This window comes from Embleya sp. NPDC059213 (genome assembly GCF_042754445.1).
Classification (GTDB): domain Bacteria; phylum Actinomycetota; class Actinomycetes; order Streptomycetales; family Streptomycetaceae; genus Embleya.
In genome coordinates, this window is sequence record NZ_JBHZAV010000043.1 from 24,900 (window position 1) to 45,923 (window position 21,024).

Below are 21,024 nucleotides of genomic sequence, written 5' to 3' on the forward strand. Positions count from 1 at the left end.
CGAACGGCGGCCACACCCCGGTCGAGTCGAGGGTGTGACCGCCGCTGCTCGCGGGCCGTGCGTCAGCGGGCCGGCCGGGTCACTCGGCCGGCACGTTGCGCGGCATGACCTTGTCGTTGAACAACTGCAGGCTGGCCCAGCCCGCGTCGATCGGCAGGCCGCCGACCAGCGGGTGCAGGATCAGCGCGTCGGTCAGGCCGCCCGCCTGGCCGATCTCGACGCACTCGTCGGGGGTGAGGCAGCAGTAGATGCCCTCCTCGCGCAGCGCGTCGACCGTGGTGGCCGCGGACTCGACCACCGACGCGATGTCGGGGGTCTGCCAGCCCGCGTACGTGGTGGCCTCGTGCAGGAAGTACTCGCCGTACTCGGCCCACGCCTTGTCCGGGTCCTCGGTGCAGAAGATCATCCGGGTGGTGACCGGCGGCAGGATCGCGAAGCCGCCCTCGAAGCCTTCCTCGGCCGCGAGCTCGTAGTAGTACTGCTCCAGCTCCGGGATCGGCGCCGCGGCGTAGAACGGCAGTCGCAGGCGCACCGCGCGGCGTACGGACGCCTTGGCGGTGCCGCCGACCATGACCATCGGGTGCGGGTCGCTGAACGGCTTCGGGGTGACCCGGACGGTGCTGCCGCGGTACTCGAACGGCTCGCCGGTCCACGCCTTGAGCAGCGTCTCCAGCACCTCGTCCTGGATCTTCCCGCGCCGCTTCCAGTCCTTGCCGAGGGCCGCGTACTCCTCGGGCCGGTAGCCCAGGCCCGCGACGATGGACAGTCGGCCGCCGCTGATGTTGTCCAGGACGGCGAGGTCCTCGGCGAGCCGGATCGGGTCGTACAGGGGGGCGAGCAGCGCGCAGACGATCACGCCGATGCGCTCGGTGGCGCCGAAGATCGCGCCTGCGGTGCTCAGCGGGGAGGGGCTCCACGCGTTGTCCGCGCCGTGGTGCTCCTCCAGGCTGATCATGTCGAACCCGTTCTTGTCCGCGAAGGCCGCCATCTCGACGGTGGCCCGGTAGCGCGCGGACATCTCCTGCCGGTCGAGACCGGGGAGGACCTGGTTGAACCGCAGATTCGTGACAGCCATGGAGCGTGAACACCTTCCGGGTCGAGCCGAAGCCGTCTCGGTCACGTGTCGTCCGCCGGACGGTGCTTGGCAAGGGCAAGCTATCTGACGCAGTGTCAGGATTCAACGGTCTCCCGGTCGGGGGCGTGCGGCCGGCCCCGGACCCGCCGGGAACGGCCGGTCGCGGGCGGTCGCCGAACCGTCTGGGAGACTGGAGGTCCTATGGAGACTGTGATCCTGATCGTCGTCATTGCCCTCGTTGTCCTCGGCGCCGCCGGCTGGTTCGTGGTCGGCTCGCGCCGCAAGGGCGTGCCGCCGGCGCCGCCGCGCACACCGGTCGAGCCGGGTGTCGGCGACGAGGCCGCCCCGACCGTCGAAGCGCCCCGGCGCACCATCGACACGGTCGATCTGCCGGAAACCTCGGTCGTCGTGCCGGCCGAGCCGGAACCCGCCCTGTTGGAGGTTCCCGAGCCCACGGCCGGGCGGCTGGTCCGGCTGCGCGCCCGGCTGGCCCGCTCGCAGACCACGTTCGGCAAGGGCCTGTTGGCACTGCTCGCGCGCGAGCACCTGGACGAGGACACCTGGGAGGAGATCGAGGACACCCTGCTGACCGCCGACGTCGGCGTCGCGCCCACCCAGGAACTGGTCGACCGCCTGCGGACCCGGGTCAAGGTGCTGGGCACCCGCACTCCCGCCGATCTGCGCGCGTTGCTGCACGAGGAACTGCTCACCCTGCTCGGCCCCGACCTGGACCGCACGCTCAAGACCGCCCGGCACACCGGCGGCGAGGCCGGCGATCGGCCGGCCGTGGTGCTCGTGGTCGGCGTCAACGGCACCGGCAAGACCACCACGACCGGCAAACTCGCCCGGGTGCTGGTCGCCGACGGCCGCAGCGTGGTGCTGGGCGCGGCGGACACCTTCCGCGCCGCCGCCGCCGACCAGTTGCAGACGTGGGGCGAGCGGGTCGGCGCCCGCACGGTGCGCGGCCCGGAGGCGGGCGACCCGGCCAGTGTGGCGTTCGACGCGGTCAAGGAGGGCATCGCCGAGGGCGTGGACACGGTGCTCGTGGACACCGCCGGCCGACTGCACACCAAGACCGGCCTGATGGACGAGCTGGGCAAGGTCAAGCGGGTGGTGGAGAAGCACGGCCCGGTCGACGAGGTGCTGCTGGTGCTCGACGCCACCACCGGTCAGAACGGCCTGGTCCAGGCCCGGGTGTTCGCCGAGGTGGTGGACATCACCGGCATCGTGCTGACCAAGCTCGACGGCACCGCCAAGGGCGGCATCGTGGTCTCGGTGCAGCGCGAGCTGGGCGTGCCGGTCAAGCTGATCGGCCTCGGCGAGGGTCCGGACGACCTGGCGCCGTTCGAGCCGTCCGCGTTCGTGGACGCGCTGATCGGGGACTGACCGGGTGGCACACGAACGCCGGACGGGCCGAGTCGGCCCGTCCGGCGTTGTGCTGCTCGCGGTCGTTTCGTCGATCGTGCTCTTCGCGCCCGCTCAGGAGGCCAGCCACAGCCCCCGGCCACTGGGCGAGGCGTCCCTGCGGTGGCACGCGTAGGCCAGGGTGCCCAGGAGCAGGCGGGCCTCCGGGAGCGCCGGGTCGCCGTTGTCGGGCGGGCGGATCCACTCCACCGGGCCGAGCACGCCCATCGGCGACGGCGGCGCGAACACGTAGTCGCCCTCGCCGTGGCAGCGCAGGTCCAACTCGGCGTCGTCCCAGCCCATCTGGTAGAGCAGGTGCGGCAGTTCGGCCGCCGCGCCGGGGGCGACCAGGAACGCGACCCGCCCGGTCGGCGTGGCCAGTACCGGCCCCAGCGGCGTGCCCATCCGCTCCAGCCGGACCAGCGCCCGGGTGCCCGCCTGCCGCGGCACGCTGATCGCGTCGAAGACTCGACCGGTGGGCACCACGACGGTGCTGTCCGGCCATTGCGACCACAGGTAGCGCACCGCGGCCGGCGACGCGGTGGCCCGCTCCGACCAGCGTGGGTCCGCCGGGTGCATGCCCGGCGCGGCACACGTGACATGGCCGCACGAGCAGTGGGTGCCGCGTCCGTCGCGTACCAGGTGCGCGCCCTGGGCCACGGGCCAGCCGCGTTCCTCCGCGAACTCGGCCACCGCCTGCCACAGTGCGGCCCGCGTACGCCGGCGCGATCCGAGCATGATGTCCATGTCCTCCCCAACGGCACTCATTACTTTTGGTTACGCTGTGACCGCATCGGGTCATCTCGACGGGTGCGGGGTTCGCACGATATGAACGGGACCGGCAGCCGTCGTCGGCACTGTGTCGCCGATCAGTCAAACGCGGCCTCCCCCGTAGCGCGTCCCGGGCGCGTGGGGTGGCGAAGCCTGGCGTTTGCCGCATCGACCGATGCCTGCGGGTGAGTCGGAATACGTTCGGCGAACGGGCCTGCGCGTACGGTTCCCATCGGGGCCCGACGCCTGACCGGCCGGACCGCTGAGGGCATGGGGGCGATGCGGTGGCGACGACGCGAGCGCGGGACGGCGGCTCCGCGGACGAGCACGAGCCGGAGCACGGGCGACAGCCCAACGACCGGCTGTCCGCGTGGTTCGCGCGCAGCGGCTGGTCCAAGGGCGAGTTGGCCCGGCAGGTGAACCGGCACGCACGGGCGATGTCGGCCCCGCATGTGAGCACCGACACCTCCCGGGTGCGCCGCTGGCTGGACGGTGAGCAGCCGCGCGAGCCGATACCGCAGATCCTGGCCGAGTTGTTCACCCGACGGTTCGGTCGGGTGGTCAGCATCGACGAACTGGGCCTGCGCGAACCGGACGAGCCGCACGGCGACTTCGGCGTGGACCTGCCCTGGACGTTCGAGACGGTGGTCGAGATCCTCGGCGAATACACCCGGGGTGATCTGCTGCTCGGCCGACAGGAGTTCGTCGGGCCGTCGCTGCGGCTGGCGGCGGGCCGCGACCTGGTCGAGCCGCTCCAGCGCTGGTCCGCGGCGTTGCCCGCGACGCCGGCCCCGCCGCCCGCGTCGGTCGTACCGGGTGCCGGCGCGGGTGCCGTTGCCGACTCCGGCATGCGCCGGCCGCGGTTGCCGGCGTCCGCGACCGAGCATCTGCGCGAGTCGGTCCGGCTGTTCCGGCGCTGGGACATGCAGGGCGGTGGCGGGCTGCGGCGCAAGGCGGTGATCGGGCAACTCAACGCGCTCACCGACCTGTTGCGCGACGAGCACCCACCCGCCGTGCGGGCCCGACTGCTCGGGCTGACCGCCGAACTGGCGCTGCTGGCCGGGTGGATGTCCTACGACACCGGCCTGCAACCGGGCGCGCAGAAGTACATGGTGCTCGCCCTGCACGCGGCGAAGGAGTGCGACGACGCGCCGTTCGGAGCCAATGTGCTCGGGGTGATGTCCCGGCAGATGATCCACTACGAGTTGGGCGAGGACGCGCTGGAGTTGATCCACCTGGCCCAGTACGGCAGCCGGGACACCGGTGGGGCCGGGCTCCAGGCGATGTTGTACGCGCTGGAGGGCCGTGCCTACGCCGCGCTGGGCGACGCGGAGCGATGTCGACGCGCACTGGGACTGGCCGAACAGGCGTTGGCGGACAGTCGGCCGCAGGCCGAACCGGATTGGATCCGCTATTTCAATCGGGCCGAGCTGCTCTCCGAGAGCGGCCACGCCTATCGCGATCTCGCCTATACCCGACCGGCGTTCGTGGCGCCGGCGAAGGAGCGACTGGGCGAGACCGTGCGATTGTTGCTGGGCACCGGCGAGTTCGTGCGCAGCCTCGCGCTCGCGCAGGTGGGCCTGGCCACGGTGTACCTGATCGAGCACGACGCGGCGGGTGCGGTGGAACAGGCCACGGCGGCCCTGGAGATCGCCTTCCGGGTGCGTTCGGAGCGGCTGATCGTGCGACTGCGGCGCACCGTGGAGGCGTTGGCCGGGCGGTTCCCGGCCGATCCGGCGGTGGCCGAACTGGCCGCCCGGGTGGCCCGGGAGCTGCCCGAGGCGCCGTTCCCGACCGCGTGACGCGCGTCGGCCCCCGCCCGCGCGTGGCGGACGGGGGCCGAACGGTGTTGCCGGTGGGCTACTTCAGCCCGATCCGGTCCATGAAGAACACGCCGGTGTTGTACTGCACGACGCCGGTGACCTTCTTGTTGAATATCACGCCGATCGAGGATTCGGCGTACGTCCACAGCGGCAGCTCGGCGACCATCGCCTTCTGCAGGTCCGAGTAGGCCTTCTTGCGGGCCGCCGGGTCGGTCGAGCTGCGGCCGGCCACCAGCGCGCCGTCCACGGCCGGGTTGATCCAGCCGACGAAGTTGGTCGGGCTCTTGGAGAACCAGTTGTTGAAGGCCAGCGGCTCGGGGTCGACCAGCCACTGCTGGAAGAGCATCGCCTGGAAGTCCTTGCGCAGCGCGTACTTCTCGATGTACGCCCCGATCTCCAGCGGCTCCAGCTTCATCGAGACGTTCTTGTACTCGGCGAGCTGGGTCTGCATCCACTCGGCGACCTTGACCGAGGAGGGGTTCTGCGGCAGGAGGTAGGTGAACTCGACCTTCTTGCCCTCGCGCTCCAGCTCGTCGAAGAGCTGCTTGGCCTTGGCCTTGTCCGGGTTCGCCTGCACGTTGGCCGGGTCGAAGAACGGCGACTTCTGGGCGAAGTAGCCCTTCGCGGGCACGTAGCCGTTGGACAGCGTCTTGGGGATGCCGGCCGGGTCCAGGGCCAGGGTGACCGCCTGGCGCGCCCGCAGGTCGTCGAACGGCGGCTTGGTCATGTTGAACTGGATCATCTGGCCGCCGTCGACCGAGCGCTGGACGACGCCGACCTCCTTCTCCGCCTGCGCGAGGGTCGCGTTGTCGGAGCTCAGGAAGACGTCCGCGCCACCGCTGTTGACGGTGTTGTACTGCTGCTTGACGTCCGGCACGTTCTTGATCGTCAGCTTGTCCAGCTTGGGCAGACCCTTGTCCTTCTGCCAGTAGTTCTCGTTCTTGACGAAGACCTGCTGGCTGCCGCGGGTCCAGCTCTCCAGCTTGAACGGTCCCGCGCCCACCGGCTTGTTGCGGTACTCGTCGGGACCCTTGGCCAGCGACGCGGGCGAGGCGATGTAGGTCAGGTCGATGGCGATCGCGCGGTCCAGTTGGGCGTTCGGCATGCCCAGCGGGGTGATCTCCAGCGTGGTCGGGTCGACGACCTTGCTGGTCAGCGCCGCGGCTATCTGGCGGTGCTGGGACTGGGTCTCCGCCTTGGCGTGCATGTCCCAGTTGAGCTTGACCGCCGCCGCGTCGAGCGGCGTGCCGTCGGAGAACTTGACCCCCGGGCGCAGCTTGAGCTGCCAGGTCTTGCCGTTGTCCGCGGTGGTCAGCGCCTCACCCAGGTGTGCCTTGACCGAGTTGTCCGCCGCGTCGATATAAAAGAGCGGGTCGTACAGCGCGGCCAGCCGCGGTTCGTCGGCCACCGCGACGGAGGCGGCCTTGAACGGGTCGAGGGAGGCGGAGTCCTGTACGGCCAGCATGGTCATGCTGCCGCCGGCCTTGGCCTCGCCCTGGACGGTCGACTGTTTGCCGCCCGATGAGTCGGAGTCGTCCGAACCGCCACACGCGGTGGCGGTGATGCCGAGAACCACCATCATCGAGACGATGGTCGTGCGACGTGCGGTCGTGCGTCGTGCAGACAACGTTCTTGCCACCTCCGCCGGGGAACAACACATGTGGTGCCGGGAGCCATGAGCGTGGAGCGGGAACAGCCGAATCGGTACCGCGTGCGGCACACCGTAGGACCAAGGGGCGTAAGTTGCACGCCCTGTGAGCCGATCTGTTACATCGTTACAGAGGGTCGTTGAATCGTGTCGGAACGCGGGTGCGTCCCGGCTGCCCGGGAGCGGGCCGGGAAGCCCGTCCGCACACGGCGAACGAGCCTCCCGGACACCGATGGTGACGGTGCGTCGGATCAGCCGGGGATGATCCGGACCCGGTGTCGAACTACTTCAGGCCGACCCGGTCCATCAGCATGCCGCCGTCCTGGACGCCGACGACACCCACGGCCCGCGGGCCGGAGATGATGTTGGTGACCGCCTCCTGGTAGGCGAGCATCGGCAGGTCCTTGACGAGCACCTTCTGCAGGTCCGAGTAGGCGGCCTTGCGGGCGGCCTCGTCGGTGGTGGAACGGCCCTTGATCAGCGCCGCGTCCGCCTCCGGGCTCTTGTAGCCGGTGAAGTTCAACGGGGTCTGCGAGAACAGGCTGTTGAACAGGATCGGCTCGGGGTCGCTGGACCAGATCTGGTACAGCGCGGCGGTGAAGTTCTTCTGCACCGTCAGTCGCAGGTAGTAGCTGGCGACCTCGGCCTTGTCGAGCTTGACCTCGACGTTCTTGAACGCGTTGAGCGCGGTCATGGTGTACTCGGAGGTCGCGTTGGAGGTCGGGTTCTCCGGGACCAGGTAGCTGAACTTCACCGGCTTGCCCTCGGCCGCGAGCTCGTCGAAGAGCTTCTGTGCCTCGACCTTGTTCGGGCTCGGCTGTGCGGCGGTGGGGTCGGTGAACGGCTTGCCGCTGTGGAAGATGCTCTTGGCCGGGGTCGCCGTGCCCGCGTACATCTTCTGGTTCAGGTCGGCCGGGTCGAGCGCGAGCGCGACCGCACGACGGGCGCGCGGGTCGTCGAACGGCGCCGTCGAGGTGTTGAAGACGATCATCTGGCCGCCGTCGAGGGTGAACGGCGTGACGCCCAGGCCCGCTTCCTGCGCGGCCTTGGTCTTCTGCGGGTCGATCGTGAAGGTGATGTCGGCGCCGCCGGCCTTGATCGTGTCGACCTGCTGCTTGACGTCGTTGACCACCTTGATGGTCAGGGTGTCCAGGTACGGCTTGTCCGCGCCCTGCCAGTAGTTCGGGTTCTTCTCGAACACCATCTGGCTGTCGCGGGTCCAGGTCTTGAGCACGAACGGCCCGGCGCCGACCGGCTTTTCGCCCTTCGGGTCGGCCGCGTACTGCTTGGGCGACTCGATGTAGGACAACTCCGAGGCCACCGTGCGGTCGAAGTTCGCGTTCAGCATCGGCAGGGTGATCTTCAGCGTCAGCGGGTCGACCACCTCCAGCCCGAGACCGCTCGCGGCCGGGCGGTGCTGGCTGAGCACCTCCGGCTTGGCGTGCATCTCCCAGTTGAACTTGACCGCGGCGGCGTCCAGCGCAGTGGCGTCGCTGAACTTGACGTTCGGCTTGACCTTGAGCAGCCAGGTCTTGCCGCCGTCGTCGCTCTTGAGGCTCTCGCCGATCTGCGGCACGACCTTGTTCTGCGTGTTGTCCACGTAGAACAGCGCGTCGTAGACCGCGAGCATGCGGTTGAGGTCGGTGACCGCCGCGTAGGACGCGTTGAACGGCGTCATGCTGCGGGCGTCGGACACCGTCAAAAGGGTGAGGTTGCCACCTTTCTTGGCGCCCGCCGACGCGTTCGGATCGGCCTTGCCGCCGGCGCCGTCGTCCCCGCCGCCGCAGGCGGCCAGGACCAGGCCCAGTGCCGATGCGCCGGCGACGGCCGCCGCGCGCTTTCGTGCGTTGTTGCCGAGGTGCTTGCTCATGTGACTCCTCCGTTGTCACAAGGCACACCCGGTCCCCGTTCGGACCGAATGTGATGGTGCGGTGGTGCACGGTCGGGTGGTGTGCGCGGCATGACGATCTCGGCGCCGCGCACGCCACCCGGCCGGGTCTGTGGGGGTCAGCCGCTCATCAGCGCCGCCCGATGGCGTCGAAGTGGATCAGCCCGTCGTTGTAGAGCTGGATCCCGACCAGATCGGTCCGGTGCACGGCACCGATCACCGCCGACGAGTAGACCCAGAACGGCAGATCGCGGTTGACCTGGTTCTGCAGCCGGGTATAGGCGTCGCGCCGCGAGCCGGCGTCGGTGGAGCGCCGACCGTCCTCCAGGGCGGTGTCCACGACGTCGTTGGCATAGCCGGTGATGTTGCTCAACCCGGCCTTGCTGTACAGGAATTGGTAGATCGTCGGCTCCACGTCGTCGGCCCAGAGCTGACAGACGGTGGCGTCGAAGTCGTTGCCCGCCAAGCGGGTCACCAGCGAGGCCATGTCGGTGACCTCGACGATCACGGTCACGCCCGGATAACCCTCCAGGGTCTGCCGGATGTAGTCGGCGGTGGCGCGCATCTTGGCGCTGTCGGGCACCAGGTAGCGGAAGACGAACGGTTTCTTCCCGTTGTTGGTGACCTGCGCGAACAGTGCACGAGCCTCGTCGGGCCGGTTCTCCGGCGCGGCCAGGTTGACGTTGGCGAGCGGGGAGGTGCTGTCGAAGATGCCGCGCGCCGATTCGCCCCGCCCGCCGTAGAACCGCCGGCTGATCTCGGTGCTGCTCAGCGCCAGTGCGGTCGCCCGGCGGGCGTTCGGGTCCTGGAACGGTCCCTTGCGCACGTTGAAGGCGACCATCAACCCGCCGTTGAGCCGGGCGTCCTCGGCGACCAGCCCGTCCGCGCGGGCCTGCGCGATGCTCTGCGGGTCCGTGGTCAGGGTGAGGTCGGCCCGCTTGGCCTGGATCGCCTTGTTGCCGCCCTCGACGTCCTTGTCCACTCGGAAGACCACCTCGTCGAGGTAGGGCCGATTCCGTTGCCAGTACTGCGGGTTGCGCTCCAGCCGAACTTCCTTGCCCGGTTCCCAGCTCTTCACCTTGAACGGGCCCGCGCCCACCGGCGCGTGCTTGAGCTCGAAGCGACCCTCGGGCGTGGAGACCAGTCGTCGGGGTGCGACGAAGGAGAGGTTGCGCGCGATGGTGTGGTCGAAGTTGGCGTTGGAGGAGGGCAGTTCGATGCGGAGCTGGAGCGGGCCCTGCTCGGTCAGGGTCACCCCGCGCAGCGGACCGCCGACCAGCGATCGCACCGTGGGGTCGCGATGCGCGTCCCAGTTGGCCCGGACGGTGCCCGCGTCGAGCAGGCTGCCGTCGCTGAAGTGCACGTCGGGACGCAGGGTCAGGGTCCAGATCCGCGCGCTCTGGTCGGAGACCAACGACTCGGCCAGTTTGGGGCGCACCCCACCGGTGGTCGGATCGGTCCAGACCAGGACGTCGTACAGGGCGGACAACCGGTTCGAGTCGGCCACGCTGGAGTACGAGGCGGTGAACGGATCGAGCCCGCGCTCCTCGCCGGGCATCAGGATGGTCACCGAACCGCCGTGCTCGGGCTCGCCGCTCGCACCGCCGGAGTCGGACGAGTCCAGGCCGCAGCCGGCCGTGGCCAACACCGTGGCCGCGGCGAGCGCGAGGGCGAGGGAGAGTCGGCGGCGCAGGCCGCGACACGGTGGTCGTCTCGGGGGTTTCTTCGGGTGGGGTACCACTGCCGGCCTACCTACCTATCACTGTGGGGTTCGAACGTGCCTCGTGCTTCGGTGCATTCGTGCAGTCGTTCCGGAAGTGCGGTAGAGCTGTGGTGCGATGGCTCGCGCGCGGAGTGCGGCGGGAGCCGAATGCGTTGGTGCGCCGGCCCCGGGTACGGCGGGGTGTCCCGCCCGGGAACACGGAGCCCGGGCGGGACGAGTCGCTCGACTAGCCGGTGGTGCCGATCCGATCCCACAGGACGACACCGTCGTTGGCCAGTTGGATGCCGGTGATCCTGGGGTTGTAGACCGCGGCGGTGACCGCTTCCTGGTAGACCCAGAACGGCATGTCCTTGTTCACCTGGAGCTGTACACGCGTGTACGCGTCACGTCGCTGCGCAGGGTCGGTCGTCCTGCGGGCGTCCTCCAACGCGGCGTCGACCGCCGCGTTCTCGTAACTGCTGTTGTTCGGCATGCTCTTGCTGTGCAGCAGATCGTAGATGCCCGGCTCCGGGTCGTCGATCCATTGCTGGCCCAGAGCCGCCGCCCATTCGGTGGTGCCGCCTCGGACGGTGCGGACATAGGTCGCGATGTCGACGACCTTGACCTCCATCTGGACCCCGGGGTAGGTGTTGAGTACCTGCTTCATGTACTCCGCGACCCGGATCGAGGCGGGGGCCTGGGGAACCCAGTAGGTGAACTTGAGCGGCTTGGTGCCGCCCGCCGTCACGTCCTCGAACAACTCCTTGGCTCGCTTGGGGTCGTTCTCCGACGCCGCGAGCTGGATGTTGGCCACCGGGGACGAGGCGGCGAAGATGCCCTTGGCGGGGGTGCCCTTGCCGCCGAAGAACTTCTGGTTGATGTCGATGCCGTTGAAGGCGTAGACGAACGCCCGGCGTGCCCGCAGGTCCTTGAACGGCGCGACGTTCAGGTTGAACACGACCATCTGGCCGCCGTTGAGGCCGATCCGCGTCACGCCCAGCTTCTTCTCCTCGGCCTGCGCCGTGGCGAGCGGGTCCACCGCGACGGTGAGGTCGGTCTTGCCCTCGTCGACCGCGGATACCGAGTGGTTGACGTCGGTGTCCACCGTGATGGTCAGGTTGTCCAGGTGCGGCAGACCCTTTTCCAACTGCCAGTAGTCGGGATTGCGGGTGAAGCTCTGCTTGACCCCGCGCTCCCACTTCACCAGCTTGTACGGGCCGGCGCCGACCGGCTTGTCGCCGATCCCGGTGGGACTGGCCCGCAGCGCGGTGGGTGAGGCGATGTAGGCGAGGTTGCGGGTCACCAGGTGGTCGAAGTTCGCGTTCTCGCTGACCAGCTTGATGTCCAGGGTGAGCGGGTCGCTGACGGTGAGCGAGAGGATGACGCTCGCCGCACCCCGCTGGAAGGAACCGACCTTGGGGTCCTTGTGTCGGTCCCAGTTGAACCGGACGGCCTCGGCGTCGAAGACCGTGCCGTCGCTGAACTTCACGTTCGGACGGATCTTGAGTCGCCACGTGTCGGCTTTGGGGCCGTTGATCGCCAGCGACTCGGCGATCTGCGGGCGAATGCTGCCGGTGCTGGGGTCCGCCCACACCAGCGAGTCGTAGAGCGCCGACATGCGACTGCCGTCGGCGACGTTGACATACGACGTGGAGAAGGGGTCCAGGCTGGTGGAGTCGCCCGGGAGGCTCATCGTGAGCGAGCCGCCCTGCTTGGGCGTGCCCGCGGCCGACGGTTTGCTCTTGTCGTCGTCCCCGCAACCGGCGAGGGCGGTGGCCGCCAACGCGGTCGCGACGACCAGTACGGCTATTCGGCGCCGGGGACGGGGATGGCGCGTGGATCGAAGGGACAACAGGGAAGTACGAGTCACTGCAGGGCCAACCTTCACCTGACGGACCGTCCGGGCTGCTGTGGCCGGGCGGCGGACGTGCTTGGTGCCGGGTACGTCGGCCGACTCGGGGGGAGAGGGCGACGGCGCCCCGGGTGGAGCATGGTGGTGCGTCCGTGCGGCTGTGCTGTCGTGCGGTGGTGCGTGCTGCTCGACTGTCTGCAACCCTCGGGCGAGACACGTGAAGGCCGGGAATCACCAAGGTGATTCCCGGCCTCCACGAACCGACTGGTAAGGGTGCCGTCCCTTTCTACTGCCTTCCGGCGATCTGGTCCATCAAGATCGGGTCACTGTTGTACTTCTGATGACCAGTCAGCCCTTTTTGCCGATGCGATCGAAGAGGAAGATGCCGTCGTTGGACAACTGCACACCGGTCACCCCGGAGTGGAACACGCCCGCCACGACCGCCTCCTGATAGACCCACAGCGGCATGTCCCGGTCCAACTGGAGCTGGAGCTGCGTGTAGGCGGCCCGGCGCCGGGCCGGGTCGGTGGTGTTGCGGGCGTCGTCGAGCGCCTTGTCCACCACGTCGTCGCCGTAGAAGCAGCAGTTGCTCGGGCTGCCCTTGTGCAGGTACTGGTAGACCGCCGGCTCGGGGTCGTCGGCGAGCAACTGGCTGACCTTGACGTCGAACGCCTCGGCCAGGTTGGAGCGCTTGACGAACTCGGACAGGTCGGCGGTCTCCACGTCGACCCCGACTCCGGGGTACTTCTCCAGCGTTTCCTTCATGTACCGGCCGAGTTCGTCGATCGCGTTGCTCTTGGGCGCGATGAACTTGATCCGCATCGACTTGGCGCCGTTGTCGGTCACCTTGGCGAACAGTTCCGCGGCCTGCTTCGGCTTGTTCTCCGGTGCGGACAACTGCGGGTTGGCCAGCGCGGTGGCCTGGTTGAAGATGCCGCGCGCCGGGGTGCCCGCACCGCCGAAGACGCGCCGGTTGATCTCCTCGCTGCTCAGCGCCAGCACGATCGCGCGACGCACCTCGGGATTGGCGGTGGGACCGCCGGAGGTGTCGAAGCTGAGCAACTGGCCGCCGGAGAGCGCGAGCGACTCGATGCCGATGCCCGCGTCGCGGGCGGCCTTGAGGGTGAACGCGTCGCTGACGTTGGCGACGTCGGCCTTGCCCTTCTTGACCCGGTCGACCGCCGCACTGCCGCTGGACTCGTAGCGGAAGGTGAGGCTGTCCAGGTACGGCTTGTCCGGGCCCTGCCAGTAGGTCGGGTTCTTCACCAGGGTCAGGTGGTCACCCTTGACCCAGCCGCCCTCGCGCAGCATGAACGGACCCGCGCCCACCGGGTGTTCGGCCAGCTTGTCGACGCCCTCGGCGATCGCCTTGGGAGAGGCGATGAAGGACAGGCTGCGCGCGACCAGGCGGTCGAAGTTGCCGTTCGGCTTGTCCAGGATGATCCGCAACTCCAGCGCGTCGGCGCCGATCTGGCTCTTCATGCCGACCGTCGCGTCGCGCTGGCGCGACTTGGTGGTGGGCACCGCGTGCGTGTCCCAGTTGATCTTGACCGCCGCGGCGTCGAAGACCGTGCCGTCGGTGAACCTGAGGTTGGGTCGAAGCCGCAGGCTCCAGATCTTGTTGCCACTGCCCTCCACCGGCGCCAGGCTCTCGGCCAACTGCGGCTGTACGGAGCCGGTGACGGGGTTCGTCCAGAGCAGGCTGTCGTACAGGGCCGCCATCCGGTTTCCATCCGCCTGGGCGGCGTAGGAAGGCAGGAAGGGGTCGAGGCTGCGGGCGTCGGAGGTGGCCAGGATGTCCAGCGAGCCGCCGGCGCGGGGGGTGCCCACCGCGCTGGGGGCCTCACCGGACTCGGAACCGCAGCCGGCTGCGGCCAGCAGGCCGATTGCCGCGATGACGGCGGCGGTGCGACGGCGTGCCCGAAGGGCGAAAGGTCGTGCGTGTGCCACAGAAAACGTCCTCAAGCATGGAGCAGGTCGGCCGGTGGCCGGATGCCGCGCGATGAGCGCGGTCAGCGCCGTGAGGCTACAACTCGACACGTGTCGCATCGTCGACGGGATGCCCGATTCGACCCCCGGGCGGCCGACCGGGACACGTGCGTGTACGCACAGCGACGCGGTACGGCCGGGCTCGGCCGTACCGCGTCGGGTGTTCGGCGGTCAGTCCCGCTCGGCCGCCTTGGGTGCGGCTTCGGGGGCGGACTTCGGGTCGGGCTCGGGCTCGGCTTCGGCCTTCGGCTCGGCGTCGGAATCGGCGTCGATCTCGACCTCGGGCGCGGCCTTGGGCTCGGGCTCGACCGCGGCTTCGGGCGTGGCTTTGGACTCGGGCTCGACCGCGGCCTCGGCTTCGGGCGTGGCCTCGGCCGCCGCCTCGGGCACGACCTCGACCTCGGCCGCCGGCTCCGGCGCGGCTTCCGCCTCGACCGCAGCGGTGCTCGACGCGAACACCGCTGCCTCGCCCACCAACGGGAAGTGGCACGCGACCCGATGCCCCGGCGCGATCTCGCGCAACGTCGGCACGTGGGCCGCGCACTCCTCGCGCGCGATCGGGCAGCGGGTGCGGAACCGGCAACCGCTGGGCGGGTTCATCGGCGAGGGGATCTCGCCCTTGAGCGAGGGCCCGGCCGGCGCCGCCTCGGGGTCGGGCGCGGGCACCGCGTCGAGCAGGGCCCGGGTATAGGGGTGCGCGGGCGTGTCGTAGATGGCCGCGGTGTCGCCGGTTTCGGCGATGGTGCCCAGGTACATCACCGCGACGTCGTCGCTGATGTTGCGCACCACCGCGAGGTCGTGCGCGACGAAGATCATCGACACGCCGGTGCGGTTCTTCATCTCGTCGAGCAGGTCGAGCACCTGCGCCTGCACCGACACGTCCAGGGACGCCACCGGCTCGTCGCAGATCAGCAGGTCGGGATCGACCACCATGGCCCGGGCGATCGCGATCCGCTGGCATTGGCCGCCGGAGAACTGGTGCGGACGCCGGTCGGAGACCAACTCCGGGTCCAGGCCCACCTGACGCAGCACCGCCTCCACCCGCGGGCGGATCTCCTCGGCGGACATGCCGGAGATGACCAGACCCTCGGCGACGATGTCGAAGATCTTCCGGCGCGGGTTCAGCGCCGAGATGGGGTCCTGGAACACCATCTGGATCCGCCGACGCATCGTGCGCAGACCGGCCTTGGGCAGCGTGGTCAGTTCCTGACCGTCGAACCGGACCGAGCCCTCGGACGGCTTGGTCAACTGCAGGATGGCCCGGGCCAGCGTGGACTTGCCGCAGCCGGATTCGCCGACCAGGCCCAGCGTGCGCCCGCGCCCGAGCTCGAAGCTCACCCCCGCGACCGCGTTCATCATCCCGCCGGGCACCCGGAAACGCTGGACCAGGTCGGTGACCGTGAGCAGCGGGTCGGTGCCGGTCGAGGTCTCGGCGGCGGGCTTGTCGTCCAGGGCGAGCGCGCCCGGCGTGGTGCCGTCGGCAGTCATGCGGAGGCCTCCTTCATCAGGGACGGCTGCCCGCTGTCGGCACCCGCGACGGCGGCGACGTCCTCGCCGACGGGGTGGTGGCAGGCGAACCGGTGTGCGCCGAGCTCGTCGCCCAGCTCGGGCCGCTCCTCGCGGCACAGGTCGTCCGCCGCCGTGCAGCGGGCCGCGAACGCGCAGCCGGACTTGAGCGTGATCAGGTCCGGCGGCGTGCCCGGGATCGCCCGCGGGCGCTGGTCGCGTGGCACGTCCAGGCGGGGTACGGCGCCCAGCAGGGCCTCGGTGTAGCGATGCCGACGGTGGGCGAACAGGTCCGTGGTGGGGGAGTGTTCGACCATGCGACCGGCGTACATCACGGCGATCTGATCGGTCCGCCCGGCCACCACGCCCAGGTCGTGGCTGACCAGGATCATGCCCATGCCGCGTTCGGCCTGGATCTCCTGGAGCAGGTCGAGGATCTGCCGCTGCACGGTCACGTCCAGCGCGGTGGTCGCCTCGTCCGCGATCAGTACGTCGGGGTCGCAGGCGAGTGCCATCGCGATGGTCACCCGCTGGCGCATGCCGCCGGAGAGCTGGTGCGGGTACTGCCGGGCGCGCTTGGCCGGTTCGGGGATGCCGACCAGCGTGAGCAGTTCGATCGCGCGCTCGCCGGCCTCCTTCTTGCCCAGGCCCAGATGCAGGCGCATCGACTCGGTGAGTTGTCGGTCGATCCGCAGTACCGGGTTGAGCGAGGTCATCGGGTCCTGGAAGACCATCGCGATCCGGTTGCCCCAGATCTTGCGGGCCTCCTTGCGTGGTACGCCGACCAGTTCGCGGCCGTCCAGGCGCACGCTGCCGTGGATGTCGGCGATCGAGGGGCAGATGCCCATCAGCGAGCGCACCAGCATCGACTTGCCCGAGCCGGACTCGCCGACCAGGCCGAGCGTCTCGCCGCGTTCGATGCTGAAGGAGACCCCGTCCACCGCCTTGAGCACCCCGCGCGGGGTGTCCAGGTGCACCCGCAGGTCGGTGGCCCGCAGCAGTGGTTCGTCCGGCGTGGGCGAGCCGGTCGTCTTCGGCTCCGCCATGGTCACCACGCCACCTTCGCGCCGCGCGGCTGTTGGATCCCGTCCATGTGAGCGGTCCCGTCTGTGTGAGGGGGTCGAAGAACGGGGCCGACGGCGGTCCTGTGGGAGGCAGGACCGCCGTCGAGCCCTCGGCTACAGCTTGGTGTCGCGGACGTCGAACCTGGCACGCAGCCGGTCGCCGATGACGTTGAGCGAGAAGACCGTCAGGAACAGCACCCCGCAGGGTACGAACACCTGGGCCGGATACAGCGACAGATCGTCCCGGGCGGCGTTGATCATGCCGCCCCAACTGGGCATCGGCGGCGGGATGCTCAGGCCGAGGAAGGACAACGAGCCCTCCGCGACGATCAGCACGGCCATCACGATCACCGAGTACGACATCACCGCGGGGAACGTGTTGGGCAACAGTTCCTTGAAGATGATCCGGCCCGGACCCGCGCCCATCGCCTTGGCCACCGTGACGTATTCGCGGTTGGACTGGGCGATCGCGCTCGCCTTGGTCAGCCGGGTGAAGCCGGGGATGGTGAGCACGGCCAGACCCGCGGTGATGCTGGTCTGCGAGGGCTCGTACACCGAGGACAGCGCGAGCAGCAGGATCAGCGGCGGGAAGGCCAGCAGCGCGTCGGAGAACAGGTCGATGATCATCTCGGTGACGCCGCGGAAATAGGCCGCGACCAGGCCGAGCAGACCACCGATGAGGACGCCGACCACGACCGACACCAACGCGACGATCATCGACACGCGCGCGCCGAAGGCGAGCCGGGTCAGGTGGCTGCGACCGAGGCCGTCGGTGCCCAGGAACTCGGGCCAGGCGGCGAACGGCTTCTGCTTCGCCTCGCCGAACGCCTGCCCGTACTCGTGCGGGAAGACGCCCGGTGCGATCAGGCTCAGCACCGCGCCGAGCAGCACGATGCTCATCCAGGCGATCGCGAACCACAGCAGCACGCTGGGCCGCTTGCGGGCCTTGCCGCTCTTGGCCCGCTTGACCTGCGAGGGTCGCAGGCCCGTCGGTTCGGCCGCGCCGAGAGCCGGCTCCGGGGCGGTTTCGAGTGTGCTCATCGGGCCCTCACTCTCGGGTCGATGAGTGAGTAGCCGATGTCCACGAGCGTGTTGAGCAGCACGTAGACGATCGCGATCACCACGACCGTGCCCTGGACGACCGGGATGTCCTTGCCGTTGATCGCCTGGTACATGCCCTGTCCCAGACCCGGGATGGAGAAGTACGACTCGACGATGACGGTGCCGCCGATCAGCCGGCCCAGGGTCAGCCCGGAGACGGTCAGCAGCGAGAACGACGAGGGCCGCAGCGCGTGTCGGAACAGCACGTACGACGTCGACAGGCCCTTGGACCGCGCGGTCAGGATGAAGTCCTCCTGGAGCGTGGCGAGCATGTCGCTGCGCAGGAGGCGTTGGAACTGGGGGATCTCCGCCAGCGCGAGCGCGAGCGCGGGCAGGAACGCGAACTCGATGTTCTTGGCGAAGTCGATCGAGATGTACTCCCATCCCGTCGGCTTGAACGCCGCGATCATCTCCCGGTTCGCGAAGAAGTAGACGAGCAGGAACACGCTGACGAAGGTGGGGATCGACAGCAGTGCCGAGGACACGCCGCCCACGACGCGGTCGACGCGTCCGCCCGCCTTCGCTGCCGTCCACACGCCCAGCGGCACGGCCACGATCAGGGCCATGAGGAGGGCGAAGACGGCGAGTTCCAAGGTCACCGGGAATCGCTCGGTGATCCCGTCCATGACGGGGGTTCGAGTCTTCAGCGACTCCCCGAGGTCGCCGGTGAGCGCATGGCCCACCCAGGTCACGTATCGGACGGGCAGCGACTTGTCGTACCCGAACTCGTGCTCCAGGTCCTTGAGATCCTGAGGCGTGGAGCCGGGGCCGAGCATCTGGGCGACCGGTGAGCCGTCCACCAGGTCGGGCAGGGCCGTGGTCGCGAACGTGACCAGGAACAGCACCGGAATCAGGGCCAGCAACTTGCGACCGAGCAGGCGCAACACGACGGTGTCACCCCCTCTCGCTGGTCTGGTCGGTTGACGAGGTCTGTTGACGTTCCGTGCGGTCTTGCGGTGGTGCGCTCGCGCGAAACCGCCGAATCCCGGACAGGGCCGATCACCTGTGGTGACACGTGCCTTGACGGGTCGTCAGTTAAGCGCGGTGATTAATTACGGCAGTGGGCGCGATCAATGTCAATGGATTCATCGCAACCGTTAGCGGGTCGAAAACGTCCGGCCCGAAGCGGAGCGCCGGCCCCCGGCGGCACGTGTCGACCTGCGGGAATAAGGTGCGGACGGCAACTAACTGACGGTGCGTCAGATGTGGTCGACGGGCTGTGTGTGCGTTGCCTGCCGCTCACCTGCGGGACGCCCGATCGCGCCTCGCGCGCGAGCCCTCGGTGGCTTCGCCGCGGTTGCGGGGACCGGCGCGATCCGGCCGGCCACGTGCGTGAGCGGACGTTCATCCGCCGGAAACACATGTGCGGCAAGCGTCACGTCGGCGAAACACGTCGCGCCACGGCGCGAAACCTCACGCCTCGAAGCTCCTTTCCATGAGCTCCCGGAGGTCGGCCGGGGCCACGGAGAAGAGAGGCAGAGTATGGACACGGGTAACACCGCATTCGTACTCCTGAGCGCCGCACTGGTCATGCTCATGACGCCCGGGCTGGCGTTCTTCTACGGCGGCATGGTCCGCGTGAAGAGCGTCCTCAACATGCTGATGATGAGCTTCATCTGCCTGGCTGTCGTGACGGTGCTGTGGGTGCTCTACGGGTTTTCGATGACGTTCAGCACGGACGCGTTCGGCGGCCTGGTGGGCAACTTCGACTGGTACGGCATGCGCGACATCGGGGTCGCGGAGTTGTGGGACGGCTACACGATCCCGGTGACGGTGTTCGCGGCCTTCCAGTTGATGTTCGCCATCATCACCCCGGCGCTGATCAGCGGCGCCGTCGCGGATCGCACCAAGTTCACCGCCTGGGCCGTGTTCGTGGCGTTCTGGGTCACCCTGGTCTACTTCCCCGTCGCGCACTGGGTCTGGGCCGCGGACGGCTGGTTGTTCGAGAAGGGCGTGATCGACTTCGCCGGCGGTACGGCGGTGCACATCAACGCCGGTATCGCGGCGCTGGCCCTGGTCCTGGTGATCGGCAAGCGGGTCGGCTTCAAGCGTGACCCGATGCGCCCGCACAACCTGCCGCTGGTGATGATCGGCGCCGGTCTGCTGTGGTTCGGCTGGTTCGGCTTCAACGCCGGTTCCTGGCTCGCCGCGGACGGCGTCACCGGCCGAGCCCTGATCAACACCCAGATCGCCACCGCCGCGGCCATGCTCGGCTGGCTGTTCCTGGAGAAGATCCGCGACGGACACCTGACCACCCTGGGCGCCGCGTCCGGCGCGGTGGCCGGCCTGGTCGCGATCACCCCGGCGTGCGGTGCGCTCAGCCCGCTCGGCTCGATCGCCCTGGGCCTGGTCGCCGGCGCGGTGTGCGCCTGGGCGGTGGGCCTGAAATACAAGCTCGGCTACGACGACTCGCTCGACGTGGTCGGGGTGCACCTGGTCGGCGGCATCATCGGATCGCTCGCCCCCGGGTTCCTGGCCACCGGTCACGTCCAGAGCGACGCCAAGGGCTTGTTCTACGGTGGGGGCTTCGATCAGCTCGGCAAGCAGTTGATCGGAGTCGGTGCCGTCCTGGCCTACTCCTTCGTCGTCACCTTCATCCTGGGCACGGTCATTCACAAGACCATCGGCTTCCGGGTGACCGAGGACGACGAGGTGGCCGGCATCGACCAGGTCGAGCACGCCGAGACCGGGTACGACTTCGCCACACTCGGCGGTTCCACCCGACCGTCGGCGGGCATCGGCACCTCTACGGGCGCGGGCGCCGCGGCGCCCGCCGACACGAAGGTGGATGCGTGAAGCTCATCACGGCGGTGATCAAGCCGCACCGGCTCGACGACGTGAAGAACGCCCTCCAGGCGTTCGGCGTCCACGGCCTCACCGTGACCGAGGCGAGCGGCTACGGCCGGCAGCGCGGCCACACCGAGGTCTACCGGGGCGCCGAGTACCAGGTCGACCTGGTGCCCAAGGTCCGCATCGAGGTCGTCGCGGACGACGAGGACGCGGAGGAACTGCTCGACGTCCTGGTCAAGGCCGCGCGTACCGGCAAGATCGGCGACGGCAAGGCGTGGATCGTTCCGGTGGACAGCGTGGTGCGGGTGCGCACCGGCGAGCGCGGCCCGGAAGCCCTGTAACACCTCCGATGGCCGGTCCCGCTCCGAAGACGCTCTTCGGGGACGGGTCCGGCCATCGGCCTTTGTGTCG

General features: G+C 69.3%; 15 protein-coding genes. 4 read left to right on the forward strand and 11 right to left on the reverse strand.

Going from position 1 to position 21,024, the window contains the following annotated elements:
- Positions 1-79: 79 nt before the first annotated feature.
- Positions 80-1,075, reverse strand: coding sequence for an LLM class flavin-dependent oxidoreductase (locus ACFXMF_RS18210; RefSeq protein ID WP_360310655.1), 996 nt, complete (start codon positions 1,073-1,075; stop codon positions 80-82).
- Positions 1,076-1,276: 201 nt separating this feature from the next.
- Between ACFXMF_RS18210 and ftsY the strand changes: the two genes are divergently transcribed.
- Complete coding sequence (gene ftsY, locus ACFXMF_RS18215; RefSeq protein ID WP_360310653.1) at positions 1,277-2,461, forward strand: signal recognition particle-docking protein FtsY; 1,185 nt, start codon at positions 1,277-1,279, stop codon at positions 2,459-2,461.
- 93 nt (positions 2,462-2,554) lie between these two features.
- Here the strand turns inward: ftsY and ACFXMF_RS18220 are convergent, their stop codons facing one another.
- The gene (locus tag ACFXMF_RS18220; protein ID WP_379989195.1) at positions 2,555-3,247 is read right to left on the reverse strand and encodes a bifunctional DNA primase/polymerase; all 693 of its coding nucleotides are present in this window, start codon (positions 3,245-3,247) and stop codon (positions 2,555-2,557) included.
- Positions 3,248-3,534: 287 nt separating this feature from the next.
- Here ACFXMF_RS18220 and ACFXMF_RS18225 point away from each other — a divergent pair, with 287 nt between their 5' ends.
- A complete protein-coding gene (locus tag ACFXMF_RS18225; RefSeq protein ID WP_379989196.1) occupies positions 3,535-5,052 on the forward strand; it encodes a hypothetical protein in 1,518 nt (505 codons plus the stop codon).
- Between the two features lie 58 nt (positions 5,053-5,110).
- Here the strand turns inward: ACFXMF_RS18225 and ACFXMF_RS18230 are convergent, their stop codons facing one another.
- The 9 genes from ACFXMF_RS18230 to ACFXMF_RS18270 form a co-directional block, all read right to left on the reverse strand.
- The gene (locus ACFXMF_RS18230; protein WP_379989197.1) at positions 5,111-6,655 is read right to left on the reverse strand and encodes an ABC transporter substrate-binding protein; all 1,545 of its coding nucleotides are present in this window, start codon (positions 6,653-6,655) and stop codon (positions 5,111-5,113) included.
- 349 nt (positions 6,656-7,004) lie between these two features.
- On the reverse strand, positions 7,005-8,591 hold the full coding sequence (locus tag ACFXMF_RS18235) for an ABC transporter substrate-binding protein (protein ID WP_379989198.1): 1,587 nt from the start codon (positions 8,589-8,591) through the stop codon (positions 7,005-7,007).
- A 148-nt stretch (positions 8,592-8,739) separates the two neighbouring features.
- The gene (locus ACFXMF_RS18240) at positions 8,740-10,350 is read right to left on the reverse strand and encodes an ABC transporter substrate-binding protein (RefSeq protein ID WP_360310643.1); all 1,611 of its coding nucleotides are present in this window, start codon (positions 10,348-10,350) and stop codon (positions 8,740-8,742) included.
- A gap of 208 nt (positions 10,351-10,558) precedes the next feature.
- Positions 10,559-12,181: an ABC transporter substrate-binding protein gene (locus ACFXMF_RS18245; protein WP_360310641.1), complete on the reverse strand. Its 1,623-nt coding sequence runs from the start codon at positions 12,179-12,181 to the stop codon at positions 10,559-10,561.
- 330 nt (positions 12,182-12,511) lie between these two features.
- Positions 12,512-14,113: an ABC transporter substrate-binding protein gene (locus ACFXMF_RS18250; protein WP_379989201.1), complete on the reverse strand. Its 1,602-nt coding sequence runs from the start codon at positions 14,111-14,113 to the stop codon at positions 12,512-12,514.
- 210 nt (positions 14,114-14,323) lie between these two features.
- Positions 14,324-15,640 (reverse strand): oligopeptide/dipeptide ABC transporter ATP-binding protein, encoded by a 1,317-nt coding sequence (locus ACFXMF_RS18255; RefSeq protein WP_379990722.1) that lies wholly within the window; start codon positions 15,638-15,640, stop codon positions 14,324-14,326.
- Positions 15,637-16,704: an ABC transporter ATP-binding protein gene (locus tag ACFXMF_RS18260; protein ID WP_360310635.1), complete on the reverse strand. Its 1,068-nt coding sequence runs from the start codon at positions 16,702-16,704 to the stop codon at positions 15,637-15,639. Before ACFXMF_RS18260 ends, ACFXMF_RS18255 begins: the two co-directional genes overlap by 4 nt.
- Positions 16,705-16,836: 132 nt before the next feature.
- Positions 16,837-17,763, reverse strand: coding sequence for an ABC transporter permease (locus tag ACFXMF_RS18265; protein ID WP_360310633.1), 927 nt, complete (start codon positions 17,761-17,763; stop codon positions 16,837-16,839).
- On the reverse strand, positions 17,760-18,710 hold the full coding sequence (locus ACFXMF_RS18270; RefSeq protein ID WP_360310631.1) for an ABC transporter permease: 951 nt from the start codon (positions 18,708-18,710) through the stop codon (positions 17,760-17,762). The genes ACFXMF_RS18265 and ACFXMF_RS18270 overlap by 4 nt, the downstream gene beginning before the upstream one ends.
- Positions 18,711-19,305: 595 nt before the next feature.
- Here ACFXMF_RS18270 and ACFXMF_RS18275 point away from each other — a divergent pair.
- Both ACFXMF_RS18275 and ACFXMF_RS18280 read left to right on the forward strand, forming a co-directional pair.
- Positions 19,306-20,619 carry an ammonium transporter gene (locus tag ACFXMF_RS18275; protein WP_360310629.1) on the forward strand — a complete coding sequence of 438 codons (1,314 nt, stop codon included), beginning with the start codon at positions 19,306-19,308 and terminating at the stop codon, positions 20,617-20,619.
- Positions 20,616-20,954, forward strand: coding sequence for a P-II family nitrogen regulator (locus ACFXMF_RS18280; RefSeq protein ID WP_360310627.1), 339 nt, complete (start codon positions 20,616-20,618; stop codon positions 20,952-20,954). The genes ACFXMF_RS18275 and ACFXMF_RS18280 overlap by 4 nt, the downstream gene beginning before the upstream one ends.
- Positions 20,955-21,024 lie beyond the last annotated feature (70 nt).

What these genes read in the sequence shown, in the direction of transcription:
- ftsY (WP_360310653.1), top strand. Translation starts at nt 1,277, where the DNA reads ATGGAGACTGTGATCCTGATCGTCGTCATTGCCCTCGTTGTCCTCGGC.
- ACFXMF_RS18275 (WP_360310629.1), top strand. Translation starts at nt 19,306, where the DNA reads ATGGACACGGGTAACACCGCATTCGTACTCCTGAGCGCCGCACTGGTC.
- ACFXMF_RS18265 (WP_360310633.1), bottom strand. Translation starts at nt 17,763, where the DNA reads ATGAGCACACTCGAAACCGCCCCGGAGCCGGCTCTCGGCGCGGCCGAA.
- ACFXMF_RS18260 (WP_360310635.1), bottom strand. Translation starts at nt 16,704, where the DNA reads ATGGCGGAGCCGAAGACGACCGGCTCGCCCACGCCGGACGAACCACTG.
- ACFXMF_RS18230 (WP_379989197.1), bottom strand. Translation starts at nt 6,655, where the DNA reads ATGATGGTGGTTCTCGGCATCACCGCCACCGCGTGTGGCGGTTCGGAC.
- ACFXMF_RS18210 (WP_360310655.1), bottom strand. Translation starts at nt 1,075, where the DNA reads ATGGCTGTCACGAATCTGCGGTTCAACCAGGTCCTCCCCGGTCTCGAC.
- ACFXMF_RS18220 (WP_379989195.1), bottom strand. Translation starts at nt 3,247, where the DNA reads ATGAGTGCCGTTGGGGAGGACATGGACATCATGCTCGGATCGCGCCGG.
- ACFXMF_RS18255 (WP_379990722.1), bottom strand. Translation starts at nt 15,640, where the DNA reads ATGACTGCCGACGGCACCACGCCGGGCGCGCTCGCCCTGGACGACAAG.
- ACFXMF_RS18235 (WP_379989198.1), bottom strand. Translation starts at nt 8,591, where the DNA reads ATGAGCAAGCACCTCGGCAACAACGCACGAAAGCGCGCGGCGGCCGTC.